This is a genomic window from Streptomyces sp. NPDC006384 (assembly GCF_042870695.1).
Classification (GTDB): domain Bacteria; phylum Actinomycetota; class Actinomycetes; order Streptomycetales; family Streptomycetaceae; genus Streptomyces.
This window is the reverse complement of the sequence record NZ_JBIAHR010000019.1, coordinates 82,785-95,367: the sequence shown is the minus strand read 5'-3', so window position 1 is coordinate 95,367 and position 12,583 is coordinate 82,785. Positions and strand designations below refer to the sequence as shown.

Below are 12,583 nucleotides of genomic sequence, written 5' to 3'. Positions count from 1 at the left end.
CTACGGGTCGCCGTGGAGCTCGGGCCGGCAGCCCTGCGAGCACCGTACGTGCTGCGAGCACACGAGAGAGGCGAAGCCGAGGCTGAGGACAGCCGCAGCAGCTGGGTCGCTCTGAACCATGAACGCGTCCGCCGCGCCTCCACTGAACTTCTTCGCCACCGAGAAGGGCTAACGGCCGACGATGAGGCCGACGAGTGGCTCAATGACCTAGGGGAGCTGCTCGATGAACCAGTAAGCCCGACCTGCGAGGCAGGCATCATCACCCATCTCCGCTTCGCTGTGGAGGAGATCGATCGCGTTGCCGAGGAGGTCGACGAGATGCCTGCACGTACCCCCGAAGCCAGAGTGGCGCTAAAGACCGTGCGTCGCCTGATCGGCGGGTATAGACGCCGAAACGATCCCTGAAGTGGAATCACATGGCTTCCCTCGTCTGCTGGCGCTCGGCCCGGGCGCGGGCAAGAGCAAGGCGGTGTGTCCGTTCCGCCTGCCGCCGCCGCAGCGCCTCTGGGCTCCGCTGAGGAGGCTCCTGCGGCTCTGGCGCCCGGAGCGTGTTGCGAGTCGAGGCGAATGGGTCAGGTCCCACGTCGTCCATGTCGGCCTGCGGCAACCGAAGTGCGCGCAGCGCTTCTCGGGTACGGAGATACTCTTCGGACCCGGGTCGTCGCACGGATGCCGTAGTCACGGTGGGCTCGGCCTCCGAAGCAGCCGCTAGTTGAGGCGTCTCCCCGCTGGCTGTTGCTCGAGCGTCCGGCAGAAGCACTTTCAGCCCTCTCACCTGATCGCCCGCAGCCTCGGCAAGAACATCCAGTAGTCGCCGCTCATGCAACCGTATGTGCGCCGCTGCGGCCCGCGTCAGGGGCCGCAGAATCAGGAGGCGTTGTTGCACGTCGAAGCCTGCAACCACGGCATGCTCTCGGAGCCCGGGGAACAGCTCGGTCCAGAGATTCCGGACTCTCTCACCAGTAAGGCCATCCAACCAGCCATGACTGGTTGCCAAGGAGCCCACCGCTGCGCCCAACCCCACTGGGTCACGTCCGCTAGCGGCTTCCGATGACCGCGGAGGTCGCCGGCGTGTAGCGGTGGGTGGCGCGGAGCGGGCGGTGGCGATCCATTGGCGCAGTGCTATTCGGGCTAGGTCGGGACTGGAGGTCGTGCTGCCCTGTTCGTTGTGCCACGCGCCTGATGTGCCCGCGGGGGAGTGGCTGGCCGCGTCGCTGTCCAGGGCAACCGGCGAGGTCGCTGCTCCCGTCATGAGACCTCTGCCCCTTTGAGGGCAAGTGCCGCCTCGAAGGCAAGGGCAGTGGCACCCCAGTCGCCCTCAGGGACCGGCAGGTTAAGGCGCGTGGCCGACAAGATGTCGAGATCGAGCACGTCCAACCCGTTATGAGCCTGCTGCTGGGCGAGCTTGGCCCGGCCTTGGCGGATGCCGTCGGCTACGAGTGACACGAGCGTGCTCGGTAGATGATGCGTGTCGTGGCGGTAGCCATAGTCGGCCTGACGGTTACGCCTGGACCTCGCGGAGTCACGGTCTGCCTCGACAGCGCGTTGACGACCGGCCTCCGTCGGCCAGATGACAGTGGCGCCCTCCAGCCGACGGGCGAGAAAGCCAGATGGGCGGGTGACGCGTTCTGGAGAGGTCTGGAGATTGAGCCACGCTACGACTTCGTCGACTGTCCAGCCAGCATCTGCAACTGCGCTGACAACCCAGGCGATGCGGGGGAGAGCAGCACGGTGGAGCCAGGGGACGCGCTCGATGAGCTGTGTCGCCAGCCGGAATCGTCGGCGTACTGGGGAGCCTGAGAGGCGGGGAGAGTTCGGTGGTGTGGTGGAGCTGGTTCCCTTCAGAGGGGTACTAGTAAGTCCCGCAGTAAAAGATCTACCTGTAGTACCTCCCATTGGGGTGCACGGCCTGCGGCGACGTCGGAGCCAGCGCTTGGCCTTCGTGCCCAGCTTGCCCAGGAGCTTGCGCCCAGGCGCCGGGCAGCCGGTCACCCGCCTCTCGAACCCGAATCCGCTCGTTATGACACCCACAGCGCGATCGAAGGCAGGAGGGATGGACCGGCGGAACTCCGACGCCAACGGCGACATCCCGCGTCGACGGGTCCCCTTGATCACGTAGACAAGGAGACCGGTCTCGCGGAGGCAGTTGAGGTGGTACTGGACGCAGCGACGTGAACGGCTTAGCCGGCGCATCAGGTACTCCACGCCAGGTCGGCAAGGAGTCAGCTCGGCCAGCACCGCTGCAAGTTGCACGGTGATGTCGTTGAAGCGGGGGTGAAGACGTACGGTCCTAGCCCAGAGAACAGCCTGCATCCACGCGTAGGGCGAGCGGGCATCTCGGCACGGGCTCTGCGCGAGCCATTGGGCAGGCTCGGCGATGCCGTGTTCAGGGCTGGTGTGGGGAACTGTGACACCTGGCGTCCCAGTTGCCTTCCGAATTTCATGAAGTTGGGCAGGGAAAGGGTGACAAGGGGCAGCACTCTGCTGCATAGTGATGTTCACCTGATTCGAGTCGTGATCAGGGCAGCACGAAGCCCCGCCGGGCGCGTACTGCATTTGAGGGGAAGTTCGCCTGATCGTCCGGTTCGCACCCGGACGTCAGGACTCGCACGGTCGGCAAACCGGGCGATGGCACCGGGCCTGTGATCTCACAAGAGGTGCTCGCAACACCGATGTGAGGGTGCAGGCCGGCGGATCGAGCGTCTCGCAAACGCCCGCCGCCATACAGCGGTTACATGATCCGCCACCTCCCAACAGCTACGAGGAAGACTCCCGTGATCCCCGCACCAGTCGGGGACATCTCGCTGCCTGACCTGAGGGGCGTCATCAAGCAGGGCTGGAAGATCTCAGCCTGAGCGACCGCATCGCGAGGCGGTTCGGTGAACACACCCTGATTGTGGAGCCCAGGTGCTAGGCGCGAACTCATGCGCATGCCAGCTCCAGGTGGCGCTGAGGAGATGCCGAAGCGAGGGGCTGGGTGGCTTCACGCAGAAGCCGCCCGTAGGACACGTTCCGAGGACTGTTTGCGGGCAGCAGCAGACTGACCGCACCGAGGATGGGGCTCACAACTTCGGGCGTCGTTCCCGATTGCGGAGGGACCGCGGCAGAGACCCAGTTCCAGCCCGGTAGCGGCGCGGCGGACCGCGCAACACCGGTCTGCTGGATCATCGTGAGCTCCGGCTGGTCAGCATCGGTCCCAGCCATGTGGGCCAAGATGACGCGTCCAGGTGCATCCGACTCAAGAGGCGCCTCCCGCAGTGCGGAGGCCCCGGCTGGATCGCGCAGCACAGCGCGGCGAAGAGCCATTGACTCGCCCACCAGGTCTGTGCAGACGCGGGTCGCGCCGAGCGACAAGAACGCGTGGAACATGACCACTTCGCCGGTCGCTTCGTGGAGTGACTCCAAAACGCTCTGCACCTCGGCAGTGCCGGAGACCGGCGCGATCAGGCTCTGGCCACGGTGGATCTGCAGAGCCAACGGCACCAGTTCGTAATGGCCGTACAAACCGGGGGAGCGGCGGACGAGGCCAGCCTCGATGAGCTGCTGCAGGCGTCGGTACACCAGCCGGCGCGGCAGACCGCACACTTCCACGATGTCCCGTGGCTGGTGTGGGCCGTGACCGAGCCGGATCAGGGCACGCAGAACCCCGTAAGTTCGCTCGACGGCGCTGTGCTGAGAGGAGACCAGCTGGCCGACGGACATCGAATGCAACCCCCTGACACTAGATCCTGTGGCGGTGCGGAGGTTGTGCCCGTCATACCCCGTAACTGCCTGATAACTGATCAGTACCTGAGGTCGATGGCAGATGACCAGGAAGTTCAACTTCCGGTGGGGGCCTGCGACGCTTTGTCTCAGAGGCAAGTTCATGGCCTGAGTGCCTCTGACCTGCATAAACGGTAGCTGCGAGCGGGTGTGTACCGACTTGAAATTTTCCAGCACGAATGTCGACACATCGTCACGCGTAGAGCCCACCTGGCGAGCCCCTCACGGAGGCGACATCCCAGGTCAGAAGCAGATGGCGCTGCGGGTGCGGCACAACTGCGGCCAGCTCAACCCGGCTCCCAGAGGTCTAGCCCACTGCACTTCCGGCCTTCGGGTCACCTGGAGCGTCCTCGCACGAGCCCCTTTAAGTATGTTATCCACCTCAATATGTCGCATTACCCCCTACACCAGCATCCGGAAGTTCCGGAAGCGGACGGTAGAAAGATCAGGACGACTGAGCCAGGCTCAAGAAGCCAGACGACTCCAGGCCCGGCGCCAGGAGTTGGTCAGCAGCCGTCAGGTGGTGAGGCGCAAGGTCAGTGCCCGGACTGCGCGCCTCACCTCCCGTCATCGCTGACCGAGTTGGTCCGCGACGAACAGTGAGTCAGTAGGCTCCAGGCATGCCCATGCAGCAAGAGCACTTTCACAAGAAGCAATTCGACTTGGGGTGGCTGCTCCCCAGGCGCGAGGCGGTACGTGAGGGCTGGCAGTACGCGAACCTTGATGCATTGCTGCTGGCGCACGGACGATGGTTCACCCCCCACCCCTTGCCGTCCGACGTAGCGCCAGGGGAGCCTGGGAAGTGCTACCGAGACTCTGTGACCTGGGCTCTCAAGCAACGCCCTCATGAGGTCGCCTACGTGGAAGGGTTCGCCGACGATCTCTTCGCCGCGCGGACTCCGCATGCATGGTGTTCCCGGACAGATGCCAGGGTGATCGACCGCACTTGGGACCCAGTCGGCCTGGCTTACATCGGTCTTCCCCTCCAGCCGGAAGCCGCCCAGTCGTTCATGGACGACAACGGGACGTGGTCGGTGCTGTTCGCGGCGGAGGGCCTGGTGTCAGCAACGACCGAGGCGTGGATGCGGCACGGCGTCCCGGACGGAGTGCTGATGGACGTAGGCCTTCCTCTCTCACCGGCGTCCGCCGTTCATCGTCGCCGCTGACAGTGCGGGTCCGTTGCCGGGTATCCGAACGGTCCGACTGGTTACCGATCGGTCGCTGCTTGACCTCGAGCACTGCCTCGCGTAACGCCTTGGCCGTGAGAGCGCGCAGGATCCAGTAAGGCAGAACCGCGGGAGCCAGCAGGTGTTCACTCCGACAGCGGCGCTGCGCCGCCGTCGAAGCCGCCTTCCCCCGCCTCCCACCGGACACGCCACCGACCACGGTTCTGTGGCGCCTCGACGAAATGGGCCACCAGCCGACTCTGCTCATCCTCAGCCCCACCCGGCCCGACCGACGGCGGCGTGGAGGCGCGGCGGCGAGGTGGTTGGCGGCGAGGTCGGGGCCAGTGAGGACCGCGTGCTGGGTGCTGGTCTGTCCCCCCGGCGCCCCCGGCTGGGGCACCCGGCCCTACGCCCCGCTCCTCGACCACCCCACACCAGCACTCGGTCGCGCTTGTCGCGCTCTCGCGTGTTCGATTTTAGTTCGAGTACGGTGAGGGTGGGAGGTGACGGCAATGACCAGCAGGGATCAGGTGCGGCAGGTGGCGACGGTGATGCACGTGCGAGGCCCAGATCGGTTGCCGGAGGAGACTTACCGGCACCTGCTGGAGCTGCTCGCCGGTCTCTCCCCGGTGGTGCAGGCCCTGCCGCCCACCGCGGCCCTGGTCGAGCTGAAAGGGGCCTTGCGCTACCACGGCACGGACGCCCGCCACCTGGGGGAGATGCTGCGGGTGCGCGCGCTCTCCCGCCTCGGCGTCGATGTCCGCATTGGTGTCGGCCCGTCGATCACCGTCGCTGCCACAGCCTCCGCCCAGATCAGCGAGCCCGGCGGGGTCATCGCCGTCGCGCCCGACCAGTCCGTGGACTGGCTAAGCGGGCTGCCGGTGGAGGCCCTGCACGGCATCGGCCCCGTCCAGGCGGCCGTGCTGCACGACTACGGCATCCACTCGGTCGGGCTGCTCGCCGCAGTGTCCCGGGCGACGGTGCAGCGGCTGCTGGGCGGCCGCGCTGGCCGCATGGCCTCCGACCGCGCCCGCGGCATTGACCTACGGCCCGTCGTCCCTCGCGCCCTCCCCGCCTCCGCCAGCGTCCGGCACCGCTTCGAGCGGCATGTCCTGGACGGCGCCGACGTCCGCGCCGCCCTCCTCATCCTCGTCGTCGACCTCGGTCTGCTGCTGCGTCGCCGCGGCCAGGCCGCCCGCGCCCTCACCCTCCAGCTCGCCTTCGCCGGAGGCGGCCAGTGGGAGAAGACCCGCCGCCTGGCCGAGTCCTCCGCGCACGAGGAGGACTTGCGCATACTCGCCTACCAGCTCATGGACGCCGCAGGACTCCAGCGCGGCCGCCTGACCGGCATCACCCTGCGGGGCGAGGACCTGATCGACGCGGACCAGGTCGCCGAGCAGATCAGCCTTGATATCGGCCGCGAGGCCCGGCTCGTCGCGGAGCAGGCGGTCGACCGCGTCCGGGACAAGTTCGGCCCCGACATCATCGGCCCCGCCGCGGCCTTCCCCCGCGCCTCGTAGCACCGGCCGCGTCAGAGCGGCGACGGGCTCAGGCGGGAAACATCGCTGGGGGTCGTCCCAGGGGCCGTGGTGATTTCCCGGACCGACATCGACCGCCCGGCATACAAGAGGGTCCTCTGATTGGCCGCGGTGAGCTCTCCGTACGGCCTGCTGGCCGGGCTGCCATCAAGACCAAGCGACTTGCGACGTCAGCTCGGATCCGCGAGTCGCTGTGCCTCGCCGCATTCTTCGACCACCCGCTTCCACAGCACCGCCAGGTGTTCGTCCCAAGACCCTGATCTGCCCGGCCCGGTACCGGGACCGAGAAGGAACTCCTTCCAAGGGCTCGAGGTCAGAGCAGTGAAGGTGAAGCCTCCCTCACGTGTGTCATGGGCAGCCGGCCGCGCGAAGGCGGTATCGAGGAGGTTTCGAACGCTCATGCCAGCGTCAACGATGGTGCTCGACTCGAAGGCACCCTTGTTCGCGCCTCGTGGCGGTTCTGCGGCTGGGCGCCTGGGCCTGGTCACTCCGCGCGTTGCTGCCGGGCCTTCTCGAAGGCCTGCAGCGTGGCCTGGAGAGTCTGCTCGATCCGGGCCGGATCTCGTGAAGTGTGGTCCTCCGCAGCCTCCGCGCCGCCCTCACGCGCCAACATGGCGTCGAGGGCCCTTCGCCGCGCGGCCTCATTCAGCGGCTGCCGAGGACGCAGCGCTCCGATCGTCATCAGCGTCAGAACGTCTTCGCCCGTGGTGGGCTGCATATGGCCCTCGACCAGCTCGTCCAGCCGCCAGCTGGCCGTGATCTCTTCCCACGTCACGTCAGCCTCATCGCTCATGCATTCCCCCATTTCAGTGAGAGCAGGAGTCAACCACAGCAGCCGGCCGCTCGCTGACCCGCCGAAATCCCCAACACGTGTGCTCACAGGCGGCGCATGACCGCCACGACCTTGCCGAGGATGGAGGCCGCATCGCCACGGATCGGCTCGTAAGCCTCGTTTTCCGGCATGAGCCATACCGTCGAGCCATCCCGCTTGAGACGCTTCACCGTCGCCTCGCCATCGATCATGGCCGCGACGATCTCGCCGTTCTCGGCGTCCGGCTGCACCCTGACGGCGACCGTGTCGCCGTCCATGATGTGCGCCTCGATCATCGAATCACCGCAGACCGTGAGCGCGAACATCCGCCCGTTGCCGACGAGCTGCTTCGGCAGCGCGAGCACGTCCTCGACCTGCTTCTCGGCTGTGATGGGAACGCCGGCGGCGATACGCCCGACAAGCGGGGTGGGCACCACCGAGGCGTCGGACGCGGCATCGCCCAGGTCCTGGGGCACGGCGAGGTCGGCCTCGGGGCCGACGGATGTGGTGGGAACGTAGGCACGAGGGCGCTTTGGGTCCTGCCTCAGGACACCCTTCTTCACTAGGGCGCCGATCTGATGCGCGACGGACGAGGTGCTGGCGAGCCCGGCGGCTTGCCCGAGTTCCCGCATCGACGGCGGGTAGCCACGCTCCCGGATGCTGGACCGGATGGCGTCGACGATCCGGTGCTGCCGGTCGGTCAGTCCGTTTTCTCGGGTCACGATGCCCGGCGGGCGTCCGACGAACCGGGACGATGCGATGGCCTCCATGATGTCCCCCCTCGGTGCTCGTACAGACTCGCACCGTAAACCGGGATTCCGGAAATCGGCACAGGTATTCGACCTTCATCTCGTGATCAAGGAGGGGAGCCCGTTCCGCGTCCGGCCGACACCACAACCGAGGACTGCACGAAGGGCCCGGCGCGGCGCGCCGCCATGCCTCCACCTCGCCGCTATAGTGTCGCCGCGGCATCGGCCTGCTGCTCCTGCGCGAACCTCGGCCCACTGGTTCAAGGCGGAGGTGAAGAAGCTCGGCTCCGGCCCGACCCAACTCACCCACACGCGATGCCGCACACCAGTGCCTGTTCCTCACGCTCCGCGGGCCGACGGAGTGGAGTGAAAGGTGCTTGCCATGCCGACCACCAAGACCAGCAGCCGCGCCCGGACGTACGCGCTGTACACCGGTGCTCCCCACCAACTCGCCTGTGAGGTCGTCGCCGGCCTTCCCCGGAACGCCCCCCTCATCCCGGCCCCCGTCCACCATGAGCAGCTCCTGCTCGAATCCGAGTTGTTCTACTGGGTCCTCAGCTCGCAGCGGAACTTCTCCGAATTCCCCTTCGGTATCCAGTACGTGCAGCCCACCACGGAGGGCATCAGGCTCCATCTGGAGAGCAACGCGAGCCTCGACAGCCTCCTGGCCGGCGTGCTGCCCGGACGCGTGCTCGTAGGCAGCGGTGACGGCGAGATCCACGGGCTCAATGGGTGCCGGATCATGGCACGTAGCGACCGCGGCATCGAGCTCCGCCGCCTCGGGCAGCCGACCAGCATCCGGCTCACCGGCCCTTCCCGCCGCGCCTTCCAGAAGGCCGAAGCCACTCTCGCCGAGCGCATCCGCGACCACGGAGGCGAGGCCAGTTGGCTCGCCGGCGACACCTGGACCGCCCATGAACGCCGGTGGGAAGACGAGCGCCAGCCGCTGCCCTACGAATCCACCTGGCGTGACGCGGCCTGGCTCCCCAGTGGGCTGCTGCGCCGCCTCGGCCTCCTGCACACCGTCGCCGTGCCCCAGGTCGTCACCGGCCACGAGGCCCGGCTGGGGGAGTGGTGGATTTTGCAGCTGGACCATGACGCCGATACCGGCCTGCGCCGTGCCGAGTTGGTCCAGGCCCTCACCGACCCTGAGCACGGTCTGCCGCTGGAACTGCGCGGACACCGGGACCTGACACCCGGTGGGAGCTTCGGCCTGGTCCTCCTGAAGTCCCCGGACGACACCGCCACCCTCCAGCTGCGCTACGACCGTTTCGACTACCCGGTCAAGCCCGAGCGGGCCGAGATGTTCGCCGCGATCCGGCGGCGGATCAGCGCCGTGACGGGCGAGGCCCCGCTCCCGGCGATGCCCGGCTGCTCGGCCACCGGCTAAGACGCCACACCCCACCGAGACCGCCGTCAAGTCCCCATCACCCGAACGGATTGCCGTCACTCGGCGATCTCCAACTCCCCGTGTTCGTGCCGTACCGTTTCGGGACTGCATCTGCCCGGGGGAGGGCAGACTGCCGGACCGGGGAGAGGACGGCATCGGGGTGGTCGGGGATGACCAGGAGATCTGGGGTCAGAGAGCGGCCTGCCGCACCGCTGACCCAGACGAGCTGTTCGTCGAGGGCGCGGCACAGAACAAGGCCAAGGCCGTGTGCACGGGCTGTCCGGTGCGCACCGAGTGCCTGGCTCATGCGCTCGATCACCGCATCGAGCACGGCATCTGGGGCGGGATGACCGAGCGGGAACGGCGGGCTCTGCTACGGAGGCGCCCGTTGGTCACGTCATGGCGCCGCCTGCTCGAAGCCGCCCGATCGGAACACCAGCGGCTCACCAGTACCGACGAAGACCAGGCTTGGGACGCCACCGGATGACCGTCCGCAGCCGCCCCGAGAGGAGGGTCACCGCCGGGGCGGCCGCGTTGTCAGTGCTGTGCGCGATGCTGGCGATGAGACTTCAACGGCTCTGTCACGGTCAGGAGCAAGACCATGAGCAACGCGCCGGAGTGCGCCGTCGAGATCCCCGCGCCGGACGAGGGAGCGGTCAAACCCTGGCGCAAGCGGCTGACGGGCCTGGACGAGTCCCAGCCGGGTGCGATGAGTTGCGAAGGGGACTGGCTGGAGGCCGGTGCCATGTACCAGCTGCCGGTGGGGACGCTGGTTGTCCTGTGCGACCCGCTGCCCGGGGGCGCCAGGAAGAGGGTCCGGATCTGGCGGGTCAAGAAGGACGGCACGATCAAGGAGGAGCGGGACTCCACGCTCGGGTCGTCGAACGCCTTCGGAACCTCGGTGCGGGGTACGCTGCGGCGCCTGATCAGCCAGCACCCACCGCAGAAAGCAGCGGCGCGCCAGATCACCGCGGCTGCGCCGCGCGTCAACGACCGCGACGGCACCTGCTCACAGTGCCACCAGCCGCTTCCGGCCCGCGCGGGCATCCTCGAACGCAACCACCGCGGTTACATGGACCCGCGCCACCGTCCTGGTCAGTGCCCGCCACCGCCCCCGCGCACCAACGACTACGCCCAGGTCTGCGGTCTGTGCGGCGGCTGGCTCGAAGCCGGTCAGGGCGTGCTGTACACGGCCGTACCCGCCCTCGGCGCGTACGGCAAGCCCCTGCTCAAGGCACGCCACGCCCAGGACTGCCCTCCTCCCGAGGAACGCCTCGCCCCGCCACCGCCGACGCCGCGCGCGAACGCGCGCGAACAGGACTGCCGGCTCTGCGGGAACCTGGTCCCCGCGGGCGCCGGACTCCTGGAACGCCACGGCCCGGTCTGGCAGGTCCGGCATCCCGAGGGCACCTGCCCGTCCAACGAGGAGCTGTGGGAGATCACCCGCGGCGAGCCCGGCCGCTTCCACCCCCGCCCCGACCGCTGGGCCGCACCCGGCACCGTGCTGCGCAGCACCGTCTACGACCACGACCGACCGTTCCCCACGGACGCGCCGGGCTTCCGACGCCTGCGTACGGGAGAGGTCAGCGCCATCGTCGCGACCGTGCGGGAACGGACTCCCGAGTACTGCCGCGACGAGGACGGGAACAACCCCAGCTGCCTCATCGGAGACGACGGCTGGTTCTTCCGGATCCTCGTACGTCCGGCCACCGCCGAGGAGGCCGCGGACATCCTGGCCGAGGAGGACACCGCGCGCCGCCGAGCCGCCCTGGCCGAGCGACGCCGCCATCTGTTCGAGCACCCCGACGACAGCGACATCCCCGACACGGTCGATCTAACCGGCACCGTCCTGATCGACTTCGGTGCCCGACGCTCCCTGCACCAGCACTGGCCCGACGACGAGCTACACGTCGACGAGCAGTCAGGCACTGCCTGGTTCCTTCGCTACAACGGGGCCGACGGCGACAACTGGTCCGCGAACAACTTCGGCCGCTTCATCGCCCGGCGGATGCCGCTGACCGAGCAGCGCGCCCAGCTGATCGCCGACCTGCGAGCTGAGTACCCGACCTCCGACTGACGGCGCGAACTGGCGGGAAGGTACCTCCGGTGTCAGTGGCGTACGGCACAGTGGCGGAGCGGAGCCGTTCTGACTCCGTCCCACACCGAGCACGAGGGCAGTGATGGATCGCGACACCTACGCCAAGAGCTTCACCAAGCGCCGAGACGGCGAGTGGGCCGAGATGTTCCGGTGGGTGCCCAGGATGTACCGGGCCGCAGCGTCACGGCTGGAGAAGCTGGAGCGGCAGGCCGAACGACAGTTCCCCGGCGTCTTCGACCGCCTGGAGCAGGAGCGCGACGCCGCCGGCGACACCATCCCGACTTGGTGCTGGCTGCCAGTGGCCCAGGTCCAGCAGGTTCTTGCCGACCACTACGCCCACCGCACCACCCGAGCTTCCGGCGCGATCCGCCAAGGACTCGCCGTCATGGCGGCCGGCGACGCAGCCAGGCTGCAGGCGATCGGAGCATGGCGATCTGCCGGACGACACATGGTCAACATCCACGACCGCACAATTCTCGAGCTGCGGGAGGCGGGCGACCGGATGCCCTCGGACATCCCTCAGCGCTGGCCCCTGCATGGCCTCTATGTCGTCTCTGAGGCACCCAACGGAGCCTTGGGCGCCTTCCTCCACCTCGAGTGGAACGAAATCGAGCAGCGCGCCGAACTGCGCATCGCCCCGGATACCGCCCCCACTGCCTCCCTCGACCGTATCCCTGTTCAACCCTTGCACCTTGAAGGCGGCACCGTGACCGAGGCCGCCCGCCGAACCGTGCTGTCATTCCAGGCCGGCGTCGACACCGTCCTCGGCACCGAGACGCTCCCCGATATCTCGCCGGGCAGCGCCGTCGACGATGCAGCCAGGATGATCGCCAAGAAGAACGCCTTCTGGGTGGCGGCAGCCGACTGGCTGGCCTCCGATCGCCCCACGACGTTCGACGCAGCCGTCTTGGCCGGGACCGAGCCCACGGCCGACTGGCCGCCTGCCAAGGCCCAGGACACCGGCCGCGCCCCCATGTTGTGGCTGGCCGGCCCGGCCGGCTGACGCGACGACAGACGGCGCCATCAGCAAGCCCTCGCAAGACCCGCCGCCTGGCCGAGTCCTCCGCGC

At 68.1% G+C, this 12,583-nt stretch carries 11 protein-coding genes and 1 pseudogene; 8 read left to right on the top strand and 4 right to left on the bottom strand.

Going from position 1 to position 12,583, the window contains the following annotated elements; genetic code table 11:
* Positions 1-48 precede the first annotated feature (48 nt).
* Positions 49-405 (top strand): hypothetical protein, encoded by a 357-nt coding sequence (locus ACFYOJ_RS24760; protein ID WP_388597866.1) that lies wholly within the window; start codon positions 49-51, stop codon positions 403-405.
* Positions 406-1,248: 843 nt separating this feature from the next.
* On the opposite strand, the gene ACFYOJ_RS24755 is transcribed toward ACFYOJ_RS24760, so the two are convergent.
* Both ACFYOJ_RS24755 and ACFYOJ_RS24750 read right to left on the bottom strand, forming a co-directional pair.
* Positions 1,249-1,446 (bottom strand): hypothetical protein, encoded by a 198-nt coding sequence (locus ACFYOJ_RS24755; protein WP_356557426.1) that lies wholly within the window; start codon positions 1,444-1,446, stop codon positions 1,249-1,251.
* A 1,476-nt stretch (positions 1,447-2,922) separates the two neighbouring features.
* Positions 2,923-3,951: a helix-turn-helix domain-containing protein gene (locus ACFYOJ_RS24750; RefSeq protein WP_356557425.1), complete on the bottom strand. Its 1,029-nt coding sequence runs from the start codon at positions 3,949-3,951 to the stop codon at positions 2,923-2,925.
* A gap of 431 nt (positions 3,952-4,382) precedes the next feature.
* Here ACFYOJ_RS24750 and ACFYOJ_RS24745 point away from each other — a divergent pair, with 431 nt between their 5' ends.
* From ACFYOJ_RS24745 to ACFYOJ_RS24735, 3 genes and pseudogenes are all read left to right on the top strand, one after another.
* Positions 4,383-4,928, top strand: a complete 546-nt coding sequence (locus ACFYOJ_RS24745) for a hypothetical protein (protein ID WP_356557424.1) — start codon at positions 4,383-4,385, stop codon at positions 4,926-4,928.
* Positions 4,929-5,107: 179 nt separating this feature from the next.
* A pseudogene (locus ACFYOJ_RS24740) lies at positions 5,108-5,422 on the top strand (hypothetical protein); the annotation flags it as partial.
* Positions 5,423-5,440: 18 nt separating this feature from the next.
* Positions 5,441-6,448: a hypothetical protein gene (locus ACFYOJ_RS24735; RefSeq protein ID WP_388597862.1), complete on the top strand. Its 1,008-nt coding sequence runs from the start codon at positions 5,441-5,443 to the stop codon at positions 6,446-6,448.
* Positions 6,449-6,950: 502 nt separating this feature from the next.
* On the opposite strand, the gene ACFYOJ_RS24730 is transcribed toward ACFYOJ_RS24735, so the two are convergent.
* Positions 6,951-7,259, bottom strand: a complete 309-nt coding sequence (locus ACFYOJ_RS24730; protein WP_356559290.1) for a hypothetical protein — start codon at positions 7,257-7,259, stop codon at positions 6,951-6,953.
* Positions 7,260-7,342: 83 nt separating this feature from the next.
* Complete coding sequence (gene lexA / locus ACFYOJ_RS24725) at positions 7,343-8,047, bottom strand: transcriptional repressor LexA (protein WP_356559288.1); 705 nt, start codon at positions 8,045-8,047, stop codon at positions 7,343-7,345.
* Between the two features lie 361 nt (positions 8,048-8,408).
* On the opposite strand from lexA, the gene ACFYOJ_RS24720 reads away from it, so the two are divergent.
* From ACFYOJ_RS24720 to ACFYOJ_RS24705, 4 genes are all read left to right on the top strand, one after another.
* Complete coding sequence (locus tag ACFYOJ_RS24720; protein ID WP_356559286.1) at positions 8,409-9,416, top strand: hypothetical protein; 1,008 nt, start codon at positions 8,409-8,411, stop codon at positions 9,414-9,416.
* A 160-nt stretch (positions 9,417-9,576) separates the two neighbouring features.
* On the top strand, positions 9,577-9,903 hold the full coding sequence (locus ACFYOJ_RS24715; protein WP_356559284.1) for a WhiB family transcriptional regulator: 327 nt from the start codon (positions 9,577-9,579) through the stop codon (positions 9,901-9,903).
* Between the two features lie 114 nt (positions 9,904-10,017).
* Complete coding sequence (locus ACFYOJ_RS24710; RefSeq protein WP_356559282.1) at positions 10,018-11,493, top strand: hypothetical protein; 1,476 nt, start codon at positions 10,018-10,020, stop codon at positions 11,491-11,493.
* A 103-nt stretch (positions 11,494-11,596) separates the two neighbouring features.
* Positions 11,597-12,517, top strand: a complete 921-nt coding sequence (locus tag ACFYOJ_RS24705; protein WP_356559280.1) for a hypothetical protein — start codon at positions 11,597-11,599, stop codon at positions 12,515-12,517.
* Positions 12,518-12,583: the final 66 nt, after the last annotated feature.

What these genes read in the sequence shown, in the direction of transcription:
- ACFYOJ_RS24710 (WP_356559282.1), top strand. Translation starts at nt 10,018, where the DNA reads ATGAGCAACGCGCCGGAGTGCGCCGTCGAGATCCCCGCGCCGGACGAG.
- ACFYOJ_RS24720 (WP_356559286.1), top strand. Translation starts at nt 8,409, where the DNA reads ATGCCGACCACCAAGACCAGCAGCCGCGCCCGGACGTACGCGCTGTAC.
- ACFYOJ_RS24735 (WP_388597862.1), top strand. Translation starts at nt 5,441, where the DNA reads ATGACCAGCAGGGATCAGGTGCGGCAGGTGGCGACGGTGATGCACGTG.
- ACFYOJ_RS24705 (WP_356559280.1), top strand. Translation starts at nt 11,597, where the DNA reads ATGGATCGCGACACCTACGCCAAGAGCTTCACCAAGCGCCGAGACGGC.
- lexA (WP_356559288.1), bottom strand. Translation starts at nt 8,047, where the DNA reads ATGGAGGCCATCGCATCGTCCCGGTTCGTCGGACGCCCGCCGGGCATC.
- ACFYOJ_RS24730 (WP_356559290.1), bottom strand. Translation starts at nt 7,259, where the DNA reads ATGAGCGATGAGGCTGACGTGACGTGGGAAGAGATCACGGCCAGCTGG.
- ACFYOJ_RS24745 (WP_356557424.1), top strand. Translation starts at nt 4,383, where the DNA reads ATGCCCATGCAGCAAGAGCACTTTCACAAGAAGCAATTCGACTTGGGG.